Annotated in this window: 14 protein-coding genes; 6 read left to right on the top strand and 8 right to left on the bottom strand. The window is 64.0% G+C overall.

Annotated features, from left to right (window positions below; genetic code table 11):
• Positions 1-313: 313 nt before the first annotated feature.
• The 4 genes from ACVOLI_RS05875 to ACVOLI_RS05860 are packed head-to-tail and all read right to left on the bottom strand — an operon-like array spanning position 314 to position 3,751.
• Positions 314-1,171, bottom strand: a complete 858-nt coding sequence (locus ACVOLI_RS05875; protein ID WP_481533903.1) for a hypothetical protein — start codon at positions 1,169-1,171, stop codon at positions 314-316.
• Positions 1,168-1,665 carry a LeuD/DmdB family oxidoreductase small subunit gene (locus tag ACVOLI_RS05870; RefSeq protein WP_481533902.1) on the bottom strand — a complete coding sequence of 166 codons (498 nt, stop codon included), beginning with the start codon at positions 1,663-1,665 and terminating at the stop codon, positions 1,168-1,170. Before ACVOLI_RS05870 ends, ACVOLI_RS05875 begins: the two co-directional genes overlap by 4 nt.
• Positions 1,662-2,957, bottom strand: coding sequence for a 3-isopropylmalate dehydratase large subunit (locus ACVOLI_RS05865; protein ID WP_481533901.1), 1,296 nt, complete (start codon positions 2,955-2,957; stop codon positions 1,662-1,664). Before ACVOLI_RS05865 ends, ACVOLI_RS05870 begins: the two co-directional genes overlap by 4 nt.
• Positions 2,954-3,751, bottom strand: coding sequence for a GntR family transcriptional regulator (locus ACVOLI_RS05860; protein WP_481533900.1), 798 nt, complete (start codon positions 3,749-3,751; stop codon positions 2,954-2,956). Before ACVOLI_RS05860 ends, ACVOLI_RS05865 begins: the two co-directional genes overlap by 4 nt.
• A 176-nt stretch (positions 3,752-3,927) precedes the next feature.
• Here ACVOLI_RS05860 and ACVOLI_RS05855 point away from each other — a divergent pair, with 176 nt between their 5' ends.
• A complete protein-coding gene (locus ACVOLI_RS05855; protein WP_481533899.1) occupies positions 3,928-5,205 on the top strand; it encodes an MFS transporter in 1,278 nt (425 codons plus the stop codon).
• Between the two features lie 210 nt (positions 5,206-5,415).
• Here ACVOLI_RS05855 and ACVOLI_RS05850 read toward each other — a convergent pair whose 3' ends face one another.
• Both ACVOLI_RS05850 and ACVOLI_RS05845 read right to left on the bottom strand, forming a co-directional pair.
• Positions 5,416-6,078 (bottom strand): hypothetical protein, encoded by a 663-nt coding sequence (locus tag ACVOLI_RS05850; RefSeq protein WP_481533898.1) that lies wholly within the window; start codon positions 6,076-6,078, stop codon positions 5,416-5,418.
• A gap of 99 nt (positions 6,079-6,177) precedes the next feature.
• A complete protein-coding gene (locus ACVOLI_RS05845) occupies positions 6,178-8,292 on the bottom strand; it encodes a TonB-dependent receptor (RefSeq protein WP_481533897.1) in 2,115 nt (704 codons plus the stop codon).
• A gap of 365 nt (positions 8,293-8,657) precedes the next feature.
• On the opposite strand from ACVOLI_RS05845, the gene ACVOLI_RS05840 reads away from it, so the two are divergent.
• The gene (locus ACVOLI_RS05840) at positions 8,658-10,259 is read left to right on the top strand and encodes an alpha/beta fold hydrolase (protein WP_481533896.1); all 1,602 of its coding nucleotides are present in this window, start codon (positions 8,658-8,660) and stop codon (positions 10,257-10,259) included.
• A gap of 45 nt (positions 10,260-10,304) precedes the next feature.
• Here the strand turns inward: ACVOLI_RS05840 and ACVOLI_RS05835 are convergent, their stop codons facing one another.
• Both ACVOLI_RS05835 and ACVOLI_RS05830 read right to left on the bottom strand, forming a co-directional pair.
• Complete coding sequence (locus ACVOLI_RS05835) at positions 10,305-11,243, bottom strand: VOC family protein (protein ID WP_481533895.1); 939 nt, start codon at positions 11,241-11,243, stop codon at positions 10,305-10,307.
• A 274-nt stretch (positions 11,244-11,517) separates the two neighbouring features.
• Positions 11,518-12,306, bottom strand: coding sequence for a GntR family transcriptional regulator (locus ACVOLI_RS05830; protein ID WP_282268348.1), 789 nt, complete (start codon positions 12,304-12,306; stop codon positions 11,518-11,520).
• A gap of 56 nt (positions 12,307-12,362) precedes the next feature.
• Here ACVOLI_RS05830 and ACVOLI_RS05825 point away from each other — a divergent pair, with 56 nt between their 5' ends.
• The 4 genes from ACVOLI_RS05825 to ACVOLI_RS05810 are packed head-to-tail and all read left to right on the top strand — an operon-like array spanning position 12,363 to position 15,937.
• Entirely contained in the window at positions 12,363-13,142 is a 780-nt protein-coding gene (locus ACVOLI_RS05825; protein WP_481533894.1) for an enoyl-CoA hydratase/isomerase family protein, read from the top strand.
• Between the two features lie 11 nt (positions 13,143-13,153).
• Complete coding sequence (locus ACVOLI_RS05820) at positions 13,154-13,486, top strand: DUF1330 domain-containing protein (protein WP_481533893.1); 333 nt, start codon at positions 13,154-13,156, stop codon at positions 13,484-13,486.
• Positions 13,483-14,526, top strand: a complete 1,044-nt coding sequence (locus tag ACVOLI_RS05815) for a nitrilase-related carbon-nitrogen hydrolase (RefSeq protein ID WP_481509455.1) — start codon at positions 13,483-13,485, stop codon at positions 14,524-14,526. Before ACVOLI_RS05820 ends, ACVOLI_RS05815 begins: the two co-directional genes overlap by 4 nt.
• Positions 14,519-15,937 carry an aldehyde dehydrogenase family protein gene (locus ACVOLI_RS05810; RefSeq protein ID WP_481533892.1) on the top strand — a complete coding sequence of 473 codons (1,419 nt, stop codon included), beginning with the start codon at positions 14,519-14,521 and terminating at the stop codon, positions 15,935-15,937. The genes ACVOLI_RS05815 and ACVOLI_RS05810 overlap by 8 nt, the downstream gene beginning before the upstream one ends.
• The last annotated feature ends 5 nt before the right edge of the window (positions 15,938-15,942 follow it).

The raw sequence follows: 15,942 nt of genomic DNA, 5'->3' as shown, positions 1-15,942 counted from the left end.
CGCGTAGCGCAGGGGAGGGGGTAGAAGCGGCGCCTGCGTTGGTCTGACAGGGCGCGGCAAACAGCTGCCTCCCTTGCGCGTAGCGCAGGGGAGGGAGCAGAAGCGGCGCTGCGTTGGTCTGACAGGGCGCGGCAAACAGCTGCCTCCCTTGCGCGTAGCGCAGGGAAGGGGGTACAAGCGGCGCTGCGTTGGTCTGACAGGGCGCGGCAAACAGCTCCCTCCCTTGCGCTTAGCGCGGGGGAGGGTTGGGGAGGGGTGCTTTTGAGCTTTTTACTTTTGATCTTGCCAGCAGCCAGAAACAGCCCAGGGCCCATCACCCAGCAAGCAACTCCACATGTTCCCCGGCGGGCCCACGCAGGCTGCGTCGCTCACCAACGTCCTGAACCATCCAACCGGCCTCCGCCAGCACAGCGGCATCCACGGTCGGCAAGCGCAGCCCCAGGCTGTGCTGGCCAGCATGCCTGGTGTTTGCAGCCACCGGCAGATCCACCTGGTCAATTTCCACCATGCACTGCCCGGGCATCGGCACCACCGCCACCGGGTAGCGTCCGTCCAAGGTCTTGCCATAGGCACGATTGAGCACGGTGATTTTTGTATCGAAGGCCCAGCCCTTGGCGCCCAGCAATGCAGACCAGGCGCGTTGCGAGGCATCACGATCCGGCGTGGTCATCACCCCGATGAAGGTGCTTGCAACCGTCGCGTCGGTCATCGGCAGGTCGAACGGCGGCACAGCTGCCTTGATCTGGGTGAGGTAAAGAAGCTCGCCGCACGGTCCAAGCACCTGAGCTGCGCGGATGGCATTGCTCAGCTCCAGGTTGGCGGCTGGACCCAGAACCTTGAATGGTGGCCGCAAGCCGGCCGCCAGCGAGTCGATATCGCCAACCAGCACTTCCAGCGACAACCAACCGTGGCGGAACATGGGTTCGGCAACGACCGCACGCGGGTCTTCTATCACCCGCAGCACCGGCTCGCCTGCGCTGTTGGCCAGCCATGCCAACGGCGCGCCGATCAGATCTTCCAGATCGAGGGCGGCGGCATCATCGGCTTGGAGTGTGCCGCGTTGCTGTAGCTGCAATGCCAACTGTGCGACATAAGCGACGCAGACCTGCTGCAGGTCCGGCGCAATCAGGGTCGCATGGATGATGCCCTGTTTTAAATGCGGCGCGTTCATGTGCGCCGCTCCGCAGCCAGCTTGCGTTCCAGCCACGGCATCAACCCGCCGCCGGCGACGATGGCCATCAGCTCGGTGGGAATCTTCTCGCAGTCGAACTCACGACCTGTGCTGTGATTGATGATGCGTCCCTCCACCGGCCGTACTTCCAGTTCGTCGCCGCGTGATGCTTCAAGCGTCGCACAAACCAGCGCGGGAACGCCGAGATTCAGTGCGTTGCGATAGAAAATGCGTGCGAACGATTTGGCGATGATCGCGCCTACACCAAGTTCGGCCAGCGCCTGCACCGCCTGCTCGCGCGAGGAACCGATGCCGAAGGAGTCGCCGCCGACCACGATGTCGCCACGGCGCACCTCGCTGGCGAACGCCGGATCCACCGCTTCCAGGCAGTGGCTGGCGAGCACGCTCATCGGTTCGCGCATATAGGGGCCGGGCGCCAGCACATCGGTATCGATGCGGTCGCCAAACACGAAGGCCTTGCCACGGACGTTCAAACGTTCTCTCCCAGCAGCTCTCGCGGATCGCAGATTTCGCCCTTCACCGCAGCGGCAGCGACGCTGTATGGCGAGCCCAGGTAGACCTGTGCCTCGGCCGAGCCCATGCGGCCCTTGAAGTTGCGCGCGGTGGTGGACATGCAGATTTCACCGCTGCTGAGCATGCCGGCACCCATGCCGGCACAGGCGCCGCAGCCGGAGGGCAGCAGGATCGCACCGGCTTCGGTCAGCGTTGCCAGCGTGCCTTCGGCCGCGGCCTGTGCGGTCATCGCCACCGAGGCCGGCGCGATCAGCAGGCGCGTGCCTGCGGCGATCCTGCGGCCTTTCAATACCTCGGCTGCCATGCGCAGGTCGGTGAGCTTGGCGCCGGTGCAGGCGCCGATATAGGCCTGGTCGATGCGCACCTTGCCGTGCTCGCCGACCGGGCGACTGTTGGCCGGACTGTGCGGTGCGGCCACATGTGGCGCGATCTGCGCGGCGTCGTAACGGTGTTGGTGCAGGTAGTTGGCGCCAACGTCGCTACGCCACTGCGCCAGCTCACCATGGAAGGGCTTGCCGGCCTGATCGAGTGCGGCAAGCGTGGTCGCGTCGGGTTCGACGATGCCGGTTTCCGCTCCGAGTTCGGCGGCCATGTTGCACAGGGTCAGGCGCTCGTGCATCGGCATCGCCTGCACGGCGCTGCCACCGTACTCGAATACCTGGCCTTCGTTGCCCATGCCGTGTTGGCCACACAGCATCAGCATCACGTCCTTGGCGCTGACGCCGGCGCCGAGCAGGCCGTCGAGCTGCACGCGCGTGGTCTGCGGCACGCGCAGCCATACTTCGCCCGTCACCAGGGCGCCGATGATGTCGGTGGCGCCCATGCCGACCATGAAGGCACCGAACGCGCCGCCGCTGGGCGAGTGCGAATCACCGCCGACGCAGAACATGCCCGGCTGCACGTGGCCGTGTTCCTGCAGCACCACATGGCAGATGCCGAGCATGTCGTAATGGGTGACGCCCTGCGCCTGCGCCCACTTGCGGGTGAGTGCGAGGATGTCGGCGCTTTCCATATCCACCGCCGGTACGAAGTGATCGGAGACCACCATCACTTTGTTCGGGTCCCACACTTTGGCCCCGAGCTTTTCCAACCGTGAGGCGACCCGCCGCGGCCCGCCGGAGTCATGCATCATCAGCAGGTCGAGTCTGGCGGTGAGGATCTCACCAGCACGCACCGCCTCGCGTCCGCATGCGCGGGCGAGGATCTTTTCTGCAAGGGTTGCAGCCGGGCCTGCACTCACGGTGGTACTCAAGCGGTCGCCTCCGGGTGATCGGTTTCGTAGTCCATGCGCATCTGGTAGCGCAGCTGGTCCGGGCGGTATTGGATTTCCAGCAGATCCTGCAGCTGCTGGTCGGCATTGAAGGAACGCCTGTCCAGCGTCATCACCGCCTGCCCGGTCGACATCTGCAGGTGCATCGCCGCCAATGCGTCGACGCGGGTGGCGGAAACGGTCTGCTGCACTTTCATCACCTCGATGCCACAGCGGCGGAACAGCTCGATGCGCGAGCCATAGGCAAGGTTCTCGGCGTTGAACTCAGGGTGTGCGGTGCGGGTCCAGCTGGCGTAGTAGCCGAACGGATGGCCGTGGCGGCTGCGCACGCGCACGCAGCGCACCAACGTCTGCGCGGGTCCAGTGCCGAACAGGTCGCGGACCGGCTGCGGTGGCAGCAGGCGTTCCCAGCCGAGCAGGCGGACCTGGGTATTGCCGGCCAGCGTATCCAGGCTGTGCAGCAGTTCGCCCAAGGGTGTCTTCAATGGCATCGGGATGGTCGAGCTGCGCGCGCCGCCGCCAACCACGCGGGTACCACGGCCACGCTGGCGCACCAGTAGTCCGTCGCTGGCCAGCAACTGCAGCGCCTGGCGCACGGTGACGCGCGAGATGCGCAGGCGCCGGGCCAGTTCCTCTTCGCGAGGCAGTTGCTCGCCGTCGCCAATCTCGCCGCGCTCGATCAAACCGCGCAGGAAGCCCTGCAACTGGTGGTAGAGCGGCGCATGCACGTCGCGGCGGAGGATGCCTTCCAGGGATTGTGTGGTGAACGGGTCCATGGCGTGGGTACGGCTGGCTCGCGATAATCTTAATGATATATCTATATAACTATATTTGAGGCCGACTGCAATCGGCTCCCGGGGCTATATCCAACGCCCGGTCTGTGCCATTCTTTGTCCGGACATTAGTCCAGTGCCGTGCGTTCCCCGTTCACCCTTTCGCAGCAGGTGTACCGATGAAACGTTTCTACCCGTGGCTGATCTGCATCGTGGCCATGCTGATGTTGGCGATCTCCAATGGCATGACCATGACCGGCATCACCGCCTTCGATCCATCGCTGCTGGACGAATTCGGCTGGAGCCGTGGCCAGCTCAAGTTCCGCGACATGTTCAACCTGTTGCTGGCAGCGCTGATGTCACCCTTTGTTGGCGCCTTGATCGACCGCGTCGGTGTACGCAGCCTGGCCTTGTTTGGCAGCCTGCTGCTGGCAGTGCTGTACGCCGCCTACTCACAGGTGCACTCCATCACCCACGTGTACCTGATCCATGTCGGCTTTGCCGCGGTAGTGGTCAGCAGTGGCCTGTGCGTGGCAGTGATCATGGTGTCGCAGTGGTTCCAGACGCGGCGCGGCACGGCGTTGGGGATTGCGCTGGTGGGGAGCAGCCTGGGCGGAATGCTGGTGCCCAAGATCATCATCGGCTTGCTGCCGGAGCATGGTTGGCGGGGCAGCTTCCTGCTGATGGCGGTGATACCCGTGGCTCTGTTCGTGCTCTGCCTGGCGTTGGTCCGCTCGCCCGTTAGCAACGGCCTGCGCCCCTGGGGAGATGGCCAGGCAAGCGACAACAGTACGCCGGGCCGTGCCTGCAGCTTGCCGGACCTGGGGTACCGGCAGGCGCTGCGCACCCGCACGTTCTGGGCGTTGGCCGTGGTGGCGGTGACCACGTTCTGGGGAATCATGTCGCTGTCCTCGCACCTGATCCTCAACATGAAGGACCTGGGCTTTAGCGGCGAGCAGGCAGGAGATGGCATGTTCCTGCTGTTCGGCCTGGGCATGGTCGGCGAGTTCCTGTTTGGCTTCCTCGCCGACATGACGACCTCGAAGAAAGTATTCGTCTGCAACGTTGCGCTGATGGCGCTGGGCTCGATGATCATCGCCCTGCAGCAGCGCGAGCTGCTGTGGAGTGGTCTGATCGTGATGGGCCTGGGCTGGGGTGGCCTGTACGCGATCCTGCAGCTGCAGATCGTCGAGGCATTCGGGCTCAGCGCCGCCGGCAAGATCCTCGGCACGATCTCGTTGATGGATGCTACGTCTGCCGGGCTGGGCATCTGGCTGACCGCGGTGATGTTCGATCACTTCGGCAACTACCACGTTGCGTTCACGCTGATCGCGGTGATGGTGGCGATTGGTCTGCTGGCCTCGTTCTTCGTGCGCGATGAGCGGCGGCTGGCGTTTGCAGGAGCAGCGGGCGAGGGTGCAAATGCGGATTCTCCCTTGGCGCGTGGAGTAGCTTGAGGGCTGAGCCATAACCGAAGGTGCTGGTATCTGTTGTGGGAGCGGCGTAAGCCGCGAAGCAAGCACATGTTTAGACGGCAGGTATGCAGAGTGCTCCAGCAACATCAGCTTCGCGGCTTACGCCGCTCCCACAAAAGCAAGGCTGTGCGACGTCGTCAAAGCAAAGGCCCGCGCAAGCGGGCCTTTGTTGTTCACAGCATGCATTGCAACTCAGAACGGCTTGAGCTTGCCCAGCACCATGATCACCAGAATGATCAACCAGATGCACAACACCGGGATCTTCACCCGCGCCACCAGCTGCTTGAGTGACTGCTGCTCGGCATCGCTTGCGGTACCGGTCACCACCTTGCCAAACAACGGGCCAAACGGGCGCAGCTGGATGCGCACCAGCAGGCCCATGCTGATGATGCCGGCGAACAGGATGAGCTTTGCCCCCAAAAAGCGGCTCTGCGCGATATAGCCACCGTCGCTGAGCGCATCGATGCCGGCCGCAACACAGCCGACCAGCACCAGCAGGCGCAGGTAGAAATCCACGCGCGCGATGCGCAGGCCGCTGGCCGAATGCTCTTTGATGAAGGCCGCCCAGGCCAGGCCCAGCCATGCCAGCGTGCCCAACCACACCAACCACAACCAGCCATCCAGGGGCAGTAGCCCGGCCTTGGTGGCAATGGTCAGGCCGGTGCCCAGGGCCATGATCAGGCAGGTACGCGGGATCATGTCCAGCAGCATCATCGCCTTTGCCGAGAACAGCCGCACCGGCAGTGGCTGTGCAGGGTCGGCGATCTTGCCAGCGATGTAGAACACACCCAGGTCGCCGCCCAGCCAATAGCCGCCGATCAGAAGGTGCAGCAGCAACAGCAGTTGATAGTCCATCGTGGTCTCCAGAAGACATCACTCCCGGTTGGGAGCATCGTTATCCGCAAAAAACATCGCTCCCGGTCGGGAGCGATGGGTGCAGCAGGCAGTGAAGGCTTACCAGAAGCGGTATTTGAACTCGACGCCGTAGGTGCGCGGCACGTTCGGATAGATCACGCCGATGCCAAGCCCGGCGATATCAAAGCCACCGGTGGAATAGAACTTGTCGCCCAGGTTCTTGCCCCATGCCGCCACCGACCAGTTGGCATCACGTGGCTCATAGGAGATGCGTGCGTTGTACTCGGTGTTGGCGCGGGTCATGATCAGCCGCGAGGTGTCCTGGTTCTGGTAGTACTCATCGGTGTGCCGCGCCTGCGCGCTGAACACCAGGTCGGCATTGCCAACCGGCTGCACGTAGGTGCCTGCCAGGGTCCACTGCATGTCCGGCGAGCTCTTCATCGATCGGCCTCTGAAGTAGGCGGCATTGACCGCCGCATAGTCCTTGTACTCGCCGTCGATGGTGCCGATGCTGGCGTCCACGCGCAGCTTGCTGGTCAGCTGCGCCTGCGCTTCGACTTCGATGCCCTGGATCAGCGCGCCGGTGGCGTTGGTCATCACGAAGACGCCGTCCGAGTTGACCGCGGTCAGCTGGATGCCGTCGTAATCCAGCCGGTAGTAATCGGCATTCAAACGCAGGCGGTTGTCCCACAGCGTGGATTTCACGCCAACTTCGTAAGCACGCAGCGTCTCCGCGTCGACGGGTGTCACCGTGGCATAGGTGGTGCCGCGGCCGTTGAAGCCGCCACTCTTGAAGCCGGTGGTGACGCTGGCATAGCCCATCACGTTGTCGCTGAAGTCATAGGACAGCAGCACTTTCCAGTCGGGCCGGTTCCAGCTCTTCTCCAGCGCCTTGCTGTAGTTGGGGTCGCCGTTGGCCTTCACCGAGCGCACCGAGAAGTCCTTGTTCTCGTAGCTGTAGCGGCCGCCAAGGGTCAAGGTCAGCTTGTCGTTGAACTTGTAGTCACCCTGCGCATACAGCGCATAGGCCGAGGTGTCCTGTTCGACGAAGTTGGTACCGCCACGGGTGAAGATGTCGTTGCGGGTCGGCTGGTTGTTGTGCTCCCAGAAAGCGAACACACCGGCCACCCAGCTGAAGGGGCCGTCCAGCTGCGAGGTGAACTGGGCTTCATAGCCCTTCTGGTTCTGCTTCTGGTCCTGTTCCAGGTGGTAACGCATCTGGCTGGTGCCATCGACGTCCATGTAGAAATGGTGCTCGAGGGTGCGGTAGTGGGCGATGCTGCGCCAGGAGAATGCGCCGAAGTCGGTTTCGTTGGTCAGCGCGATGCCAAACTGATCCAGATCGTTCAGGCCGCGCGTGTCAGTTTCGGTCTTGTAGTAACTGCCCAGCTTCGGCGCGACCGTGTCGGTCGTGGTGTCCAGCGCAACCGGCGTGCCCCAGGCCGGGGTGGAACGCTCGCGAAGACGATCAATGCTCAGCGTCGCATAGGACGACTCGCCCCAGGTGCTGGCGAAGGCCAGGCGCCCGGCCAGCACGTCCTGGTCATTGACCCAGCGGTTGTTGGTGATGTCATGCATGATGCCGTCGCGATTGCGGCTCAATACCGCCGCCGAGACGTCGAGCGTCTCGCCGATGCGGGTGGTGAACATCGCGCGGCCATCGAACCGGCCAAAGTTGCCGATGCTGCCATCGAAGCTCAGCTTCTCCTCACCGGTCGGCTTCTTCGAGATGTAGCGGATGGCGCCGCCGGTGGCGTTGCGGCCGTACAGCGTGCCCTGCGGGCCGCGCAGCACTTCGATGCGGTCCACGTCGTAGAGGTCGAACATCGCGCCGTTCTGGCGGGCGATGTAGACGTCGTCTATGTACAGTGCCACCGCCGGATCGTTGGTGAACATCGACTCATCGGCGCCGACACCGCGCATGATGATCTTGGCGCCGGAGCTGGTGCCGGTGTTCTGTTCGATGATGATGTTGGGCGTGGTGAACTTGATGTCGTCCACGCGCTTGATCTGCATGCGATCCAGCGCCGGGCCACTGATCACGCTCATGCTGAGCGGGGTCTTCTGGATCTGTTCTTCGCGACGCTGGGCGGTCACGCTTACCTGGTCAAGCTGCACAGCATCCTTGTCGGACGACTGGGCGTAGGCATCGCCGCTGCCGATGGCCGTCATGATCGCAACTGTTAACGCACTCCGGTACAGAACATCTTTCATGACTCGCCTCGTAGCGTGATGAAGGAAAAGCTCGGTCGGGTGGGGGAAAGCAAGGACATATAGATATATCAATGCTTCCTAAGGAGTATTCCGCCATTTGTCCGGACAATCAACAGGACTATTGCAGGTTTTTTACGCCCGCTGCCGAACGCTGGAAATGACGACATCCTGCTGAAATAAATGACTTTTATGGAAATGAATGGGAAGGGCTATTTGTCCTATAGGTGTGGTCGATAGGTCATTTTCAGTGTGTGCTGCAAATGCAGCACACACTGCAAACCGGCGCTTTGGCAGGCCGCTCAGTACGCAGGCTTGATTGATTTATTGATATAACAATAGTCATATCGACCACCGTGATTACGCCCATGCAGACCGCAACGTCCGTCCGTCGCCAGTTCATCCGCATCGGTGATCGCACCGTGCATTACCGATATGCAGGGCAGGGGCCGGTGCTGCTGTTGCTGCATCAGTCGCCACAGAACTCGCGCATGTGGTTGCAGATGATCGGGCGCTTCTCCGATCGCTATACGGTGATCGCACCGGATACTCCGGGCTTTGGCTATTCCGATGCATTGGCGGATGCTTCACCGGGCATCGATCGTTTTGCCGAAGCCACCCTGGAGTTTGCCGATGCGCTGGGTATCGAGCGCTTTGCTCTGTTCGGGATGCACACCGGCGGTTTGATCGGCATGCATCTGGCGTGGATGGCGCCACAGCGCCTGCATTGCCTGATCATCGATGGCTACGCGTTGTTCAACGATGCCGAGCGCGCACGCTATAGCGACAAGTACCTCCCGGTATTCCTGCCGACATGGGATGGCGCGCACCTGCGCTGGCTGTGGTCGCGCATGCGTGAGCAGCTGTACTTCTTCCCATGGTGCGATCCATCCGCCGAATGCGCGATTGCACTGCAGCCGTATAGCGCGCAGGGCACGCACGAGGCGGCGATGGACATCCTCGATGTCGGCGACAACTACCGCAGCGGCTATGGCGCCGCGTTCCGCTACAGCGAGCGCCAACGCGTTGGCGAGCTGCGTTGCCCGGCCTGGCTGGTCTATCGGCACGATGATGTGCTGCTGAGCCATCGGCAGCGCCTGCCCGCATTGCCGGACAACGTGATCAGCGTGGAAGAGCCCGCCGGTGTGGAGGGCCTGCATGGGCGCATGGACACGATCCTGCAGCAATACGCCGTGCCGCCCGCCGTGCCCGTGGAACTGGCCGCACGTGAGCTGCAGGGCTGGACACGGCGTGTCATCGACACCGCGCTTGGCGAGGTGGCGGTGCGGCTGCGACGCGGTACTGCAGATGCCGTGCTGCATATCCATGCGCCGGGACAGGCACCGTTGCCGGTGTCAGCGTTGCCGGAGGATGCACGTACCCAGATCGCCATCGAGCTGCCTGGCCACGCGGGCTCAGCCGAGATCAGCGCACCGTTGAGCGCGGAGACCATGCAGACGGCGTTGCGTGCGGTAATTGCCGATCTGGCGCCGGATCAGGCCGTTGCATTGCATGCACAGGAAGGCGCGGCAGCGTATGTGCCCGCGCTGGCCGAATGGTTGGGCACGCGCCTGAGTGAGGTGGTGCTGCACAAGCCGTGGCTGCTGCGGGCTGGCGAGTGCGAGCGCCTGCTCGCACAGTTGCCGGATCCTGCCGTTCACACCGCCGGCGGTCATATGGCCGAAGTCTGGCAGTGGGAGCGTGAGCGCCACCTGCTGTGGCCGTGGCTGGCGCCCAGCGCCGCCGCGCGCAGGTTGGTAGCGGGCCCGGAGACCGCACAGGTGCACGCCAATGTGGTCGAGCTGTTGCGGCTTGGTTCGCAGTTGCCGGTGCTGTTTGCCGGCGTTGCGGTGGCGGACATCGAGCGCGAACTACTGGCCTTGCAGGTGGCGATGACGCTGCATGCCGATCCCCAGGACGACTATCAGGGGCGCACCGCCGCGCTGACGGCACAGCTGGCAGCACGTTGAGCCGATACAGCGCAGCCGCTTCAGGGCGGCTGCGCTGTGCACGCATCAGGCCGGTTGCAGCAGCTCCAGCTGTTCACCATCCGGGCCGAGCAAAGTGGCGATGGCGCAATGCCCGAAGCCGGGCACATCGAGGACGTCACGTGCGATCAACTGCGCGCCCAGTTGCTGCAGCCGCTCCACATCGGCGTCCAGCGCATCACTGAGCAGTGTGGCCGAGAGGATGCCGATATTCGGCGGCACCGCGACATCGCGCAGCGGTGCATCGGGCAGGTGCTGCATGTCGAGATAGGCGAACATCTCCACACGGCCGGGCACGATGTGACCGTCCTTGATCAGGTTGACGTTGTGGATGCGCACCGGCCGGTCCGTGCCCAGCAGTGTCTGCAGCTCGGGGAAGTCGAGCACGCGGTCGAACAACACCTCAAAACCAAGCGCCTTGTAGAAGGCCACCGAACGCGCTACATCGCGGGTGGCCAGAGCAATGGTCTGCACCACGCTGACATCGGTATCCAGTGGACCACGCAGCTCGCCGCCGCGTTCGTAGGAGAACACGTCCAGGCGGATGCCATCGGGGTCATCATTGATTGAATCGCGTACCGCGACCTGCTCGCTGACTTCCCAATAGCTGGGCTCATGCGCGCTGCTGCCGCCGGCAGCCGTGATTGCCTGCATCGTTGCCAGCGCATCCGCGCAGCGGAAGTTGAGTGCGTAGTAGCCGCTGCCGTTGTAGAGGTTGTCGGCGTTCCACAGCCGCTGCCCGGGTGCGTCGAAGGCGACCAGTCGGATCCTCCCCAATCCCGAGTCGTCGGGCGCGATGACGGCGTACTCGCCGCGCAGCGTGGCATCGAAACGCCATAGCGGCGCCAGTCCGGCGTGCAGCGCCCCGCGTGCCTGTACACGGTAACCAAGTGCGTTCTCATAGAAGGCGCAGGCTCGCTGCAGGTCGCTTACGCCAAGGGTGACTGCCTTCACTTCGGACAACATGCCGGACTCCTGGATCAGGAACGTGGAAAGGTCATACCTGTTCCGATCCTGCTATATGTCCGGACAAATTGTCCAGTGAAGCTGGTCTGGTTGGGGCCAGGTGTAGTGCCGAGCCATGCTCGGCAGGGGGCGTTACCGGTAAAGCTTCACATGTAGTGCCGAGCCATGCTCGGCAGGGGCATTCCCCGGTAAGGCTTCAGATGTAGTGCCGAGCCATGCCCGGCACTACAGGGCATCACCGGGAAAGCCTCAGCCGGGCATGGCCCGGCCGCCTTCAATCATGCCCGCCGGCATCCACATCCAGGGTCATCTGGTAGGTGAACTGGTCCGGCCGGTACAGCACGCTGAGCAGGTCCACCATGTTGCCGTCACCGTCATAGGAGCGGCGCTCCAAGGCCAACAGCGCGGTACCCGGCTCGACCTTCAGGTGCAGGGCGGCAATCGCATCGGCGTTGACGGCCGACAGCACCTGCTCCACCTGCTTGATCTGGATGCCAGCCGACTGGAACAGCTTCAGCCGTGAGCTGTTGGACAGCTTGGCTTCGCTGAAATCGGGGTGATCGGTATTGGTCCAGCTGTTGTAGTAGCCAAACGGGGTATCGCCACGCAGGCGCAGACGGATCGCATGTGCCAGCAGGTCGCGCGGGCCGGTATCGAACAATGCGCGGATCGGCTCCGGTGGCACCGCACGGCGGAACTGCAGCAGTTGCACCTTGGTGTGCTCGGCCAGCACTTCCAGGCTTTCCAGCAGCCCGGTCAGCGGACTGTGCATCGGCTTGGGCCGCGAGCGGTGGATGACGTGGGTGCCCTTGCCGCGGCGGCGCTCTACCAGGCCCTCGGCGGCCAGCTCGTCCAGCGCCCGCTTGGCGGTGATGCGTGACACGCCAAAGCCGTCGGCCAGGTCGAACTCGGTGGGGATGCGGGCGCCGCGCGGGATCTCGCCATTGAGGATGCGGTCGCGCAGCAGGCTGAACATCTGGTGGTAAAGCGGCGTCGGCAAGTCGTTGCGCAACAGCTTGTGCGCGTTGGCACTCAATAGTGTGGCCAGTGTGTCTTGGGACATCTCGCTTCACCCTCCTTTGGCTTAATGCTATAACGATAGAACAAATAGGATAGGCCATGGTCACTGAAGAAACCGTGATTTGCTGGAGCCGTGACGGCGCGCTCGCCCGCATCGGCATCCACCGACCCGACAAGCGCAACGCCCTGGCCACCCGCCACTGGGCGGCGATCGAGGCCGCACTGGACGAAATTGCCGCCAGTGATGCCCAGATCGTGGTGGTGTCCGGCGTCCCGGGGGCGTTCAGTGCCGGCGCCGATATCGACGAACTCGGCCAGCTGCTCACCGCTCCGGAGGCCTTTGCCGCCAACAACGCCCAGGTCCAACGCACCCAGCTCAAACTGCAACGCCTGCCGCAGACCACGCTGGCCGTCATCGACGGCGCCTGCGTGGGCGGCGGCCTTGGCCTGGCCCTGGCCTGTGACCTGCGCCTGGCCAGTACCCGCAGCCGGTTCGCTATCACCCCAGCCAAGCTCGGTTTAGTTTACAGCGCCGATGACAGTCGCCGGTTGCTCAACACGGTCGGCATGGCCCGTACCCGGGAAATGCTGTTGACCGGACGTCCGCTCGACGCAGCCACCGCACTGGATTGGGGCTTGATCAACCAGTTGGCGGGCGAGGATGGCATCGAGGCGCTGGAGCAGGCGCAGGTGCAGCAGTTGCTGGCCACCTCCGGCCAGGCGCGGCGCGCAATCAAGATCGTGCTCGGGCATCTGGGTGGCGATGCCAGCGTGGGTGTGGCACAGGCCGATGCGGCGTTCAACGACGCCTTCAGCAGCAGCGATTTCGTTGAAGGCGCCGCTGCCTTCCTCGAAAAGCGCGCGCCGCGCTTCAACTGAGGCCTGCATAGATGCCCGCCTACCTGATCATCGAAGCCCACGTTACCGATCCCCAAGGCTTTGCCGCCTACGTCCGTGCGACACCAGCGGTGGTGGCGCGCTACGGCGGCCGCTATCTGGTGATGGGCGGCGAACAAACCAGCTTGGAAGGCGTACACGCGCCGAGCCGCACGGTGATTTCCTGCTGGCCTGACCGCGACGCTGCCTTGGCGTTCTGGCACAGCCCGGAATACGCCGCGATCAAGCCGCTGCGCGCCGGCACCGGCAGCTTCCGCGTGCTGCTGGCCGATGGCGTGCAGACGCAAGCCCTCAACGACACCGCAACCGAAGGGAAAGCCCCATGATCGACGCGTATCGCGCGCTGGCCCTGCAGACCACCTGCCGTGCCATCAATGCCTGTGCAACACCGGCCGCTGCCGCCGCGGCGGTCGCTGACAACATCGAGCGGGTAGGCCGGCAGATCCGCGCGTCCAAGGCCTTCATCGGTGCCGACCTGAAGCTGGTGGTGCTGCCCGAATACTTCGCCACCAGCTATCCGCTGGGCGACACCATTCCCGGCTGGGCGGCCAAGGGCTGCTTCGCCATGGATGGTGCCGAATACGAACAACTGGGTCGCATCGCCCAGGACAATGGCGTCTATCTGTGCTCCAACGCCTATGAGCGCGACCCGAATTTCCCGGAGCTGTACTTCCAGTCGTCGGTGATCCTGGACGACAGTGGCAACCAGATCCTGCGCTATCGCCGGCTGATCTCGCTGTATGCACCCAGCCCGCATGATGTCTGGGACAAGTACCTGGACGTGTACGGCATCGACGGCGTGTTTCCGGTTGCGCGCACGCCGCTCGGCCGCCTGTCCTGCATCGCATCGGAAGAAATCCTGTATCCGGAAATCGCGCGGGCGATGGGCCTGCGTGGTGCCGAGGTGTTCCTGCATTCCACCAGCGAAGTCGGCAGCCCGGAGCTGACCCCCAAGGACATTGCCAAGCGTGCCCGCGCGCTGGAAAACATGGCCTATGTGGTCTCGGCCAATACCGCCGGCATCAGTGGTGTGGATATTCCGCTGGGCAGTGCCGATGGCATGAGCAAGATCGTTGATGACCAGGGCAGGGTGCTGTCCGCCGCCGGTACCGGCGAGTCGATGGCCGCCTACGCTGATCTGGATATCGCCGGCCTGCGCCGCCGCCGCCTGCGTCCAGGCATGGGCAATTTCCTGTCGCGGCTGCCGCAGGCTGCGATCAATGCCGGCCTTGGCAGCACCGCCTTGAAGCCGAATGCACTGCTGGACGGCGACAGCTTGAAGATTCCGCAGCGGGCCGACTTCGCTGCGCGCCAGAAAGCCACCCTTGATGCACTGCTGAGCGCGGGAGTACTGGGCAATGACTGAGGCAAGCACGCTGCCGCTACGCAATCCGCGCAGCGGCCTGTTCGATGGCGAACTGCCGATCACCTCCGCTGTTGAGGTTGCTGCATTGGGTGCCGGCCTGCGCCAGGCGCAGCTGGATTGGGCCGAACACAGCATCGAAGAACGCTGCGCGCGCTTGAACGCCTTGGCCGATGCGTTGGTCGCGCGCCGTGACGGTTTCCTCGACGCCTTGCTGGCCGATACCGGCCGCTGGCACGAATCGCAGATTGAAGTGGACGGCACGGTCGGCGCGATTCGCCGCTGGGCGCAGCAGGCGGCAGGGTGTCTGGCGGAAAAGCCCGCCCAGCAGGAGGCCATTCCCTTCATCCAGAGCCAGCAGACCTGGGTGCCGTATGCGGTGGTGGGGGTGATCAGCCCGTGGAATTTCCCGCTGATGCTGACCTTGATCGATGCGGTGCCAGCGCTTGCCGCGGGCTGCAGCATCCTCGCCAAACCCAGTGAAGTCACTTCGCGCTTCGTGCCGCTGCTGCGCGAAGCATTGGAGGAAGCGGGCCTGGGCGCGGTGTTCAAGCTGGTCACCGGCGCCGGCACCACCGGGCAGGCGGTGATCGATGCCAGCGACCAGATCTGTTTCACCGGCTCGGTCGCCACCGGTCGCAAGGTCGGCGAAGCCTGCGCTCGCCGTTTCATTCCGGCTTCGCTGGAACTCGGTGGCAAGGACCCGGCACTGGTCTTGTCCGATGCCAATATCGAACATGCCGCCCGCGCCTTGGCCTGGGGCAGCTTCGTCAATGGTGGCCAAAGCTGCATGTCGATCGAGCGGGTCTACGTGGAAGCGCCGGTGGCCGATGCCTTCATCGCCGCGCTGGTGAAAGAAGCGTCCGCATTGGAGCTGGCCTGGCCGGATCCGAAGCAGGGCCAGATCGGCCCGGTGATCGCCGCTTCGCAGGTGGAGCTGGTACGCGCGCAGCTTGCCGATGCCAAGGCCAAGGGCGCGCGTACGCTGACCGGCGGCGAGCTGATCGACCATGGCGGTATCTGGTGCCCGCCGACGGTGCTGGTTGATGTCACTGACGAGATGGCGGTGGTCGCCGACGAAAGCTTCGCCAGCGTCCTCCCGGTGATGGTGGTGGCCGATGAAGCCGAAGCCATCGCGCGTGCCAATGCCACCGAGTTCGGCCTGTCGGCGGCGGTGTTCACGCAAAGCCCCGAGCGCGCGCAGCGGGTGGCGCGCCAGCTGCAGGCCGGCGGCATTTCGATCAATGACGCCTGCTTGACCGGCATGGTGCAGACCGCAGAGAAGCAGAGCTTCAAACTCTCCGGCATGGGCGGCTCACGCATGGGCACGGCATCGATCCGTCGATTCGTGCGCGCACGCGCGCTGCTGATCAACACAGGTACGGCATCACCTTGGTGGTTCGCGCAGGCCTGAGGATC

This window comes from Stenotrophomonas sp. STEN029, from assembly GCF_056760015.1.
The sequence above is the reverse complement of the archived record's forward strand: the minus strand, read 5'-3'. Positions and strand labels throughout refer to the sequence as shown.

What these genes read in the sequence shown, in the direction of transcription:
- ACVOLI_RS05830 (WP_282268348.1), bottom strand. Translation starts at nt 12,306, where the DNA reads ATGTCCCAAGACACACTGGCCACACTATTGAGTGCCAACGCGCACAAG.
- ACVOLI_RS05825 (WP_481533894.1), top strand. Translation starts at nt 12,363, where the DNA reads ATGGTCACTGAAGAAACCGTGATTTGCTGGAGCCGTGACGGCGCGCTC.
- ACVOLI_RS05845 (WP_481533897.1), bottom strand. Translation starts at nt 8,292, where the DNA reads ATGAAAGATGTTCTGTACCGGAGTGCGTTAACAGTTGCGATCATGACG.
- ACVOLI_RS05850 (WP_481533898.1), bottom strand. Translation starts at nt 6,078, where the DNA reads ATGGACTATCAACTGCTGTTGCTGCTGCACCTTCTGATCGGCGGCTAT.
- ACVOLI_RS05840 (WP_481533896.1), top strand. Translation starts at nt 8,658, where the DNA reads ATGCAGACCGCAACGTCCGTCCGTCGCCAGTTCATCCGCATCGGTGAT.
- ACVOLI_RS05875 (WP_481533903.1), bottom strand. Translation starts at nt 1,171, where the DNA reads ATGAACGCGCCGCATTTAAAACAGGGCATCATCCATGCGACCCTGATT.
- ACVOLI_RS05810 (WP_481533892.1), top strand. Translation starts at nt 14,519, where the DNA reads ATGACTGAGGCAAGCACGCTGCCGCTACGCAATCCGCGCAGCGGCCTG.
- ACVOLI_RS05815 (WP_481509455.1), top strand. Translation starts at nt 13,483, where the DNA reads ATGATCGACGCGTATCGCGCGCTGGCCCTGCAGACCACCTGCCGTGCC.
- ACVOLI_RS05835 (WP_481533895.1), bottom strand. Translation starts at nt 11,243, where the DNA reads ATGTTGTCCGAAGTGAAGGCAGTCACCCTTGGCGTAAGCGACCTGCAG.
- ACVOLI_RS05855 (WP_481533899.1), top strand. Translation starts at nt 3,928, where the DNA reads ATGAAACGTTTCTACCCGTGGCTGATCTGCATCGTGGCCATGCTGATG.
- ACVOLI_RS05860 (WP_481533900.1), bottom strand. Translation starts at nt 3,751, where the DNA reads ATGGACCCGTTCACCACACAATCCCTGGAAGGCATCCTCCGCCGCGAC.
- ACVOLI_RS05820 (WP_481533893.1), top strand. Translation starts at nt 13,154, where the DNA reads ATGCCCGCCTACCTGATCATCGAAGCCCACGTTACCGATCCCCAAGGC.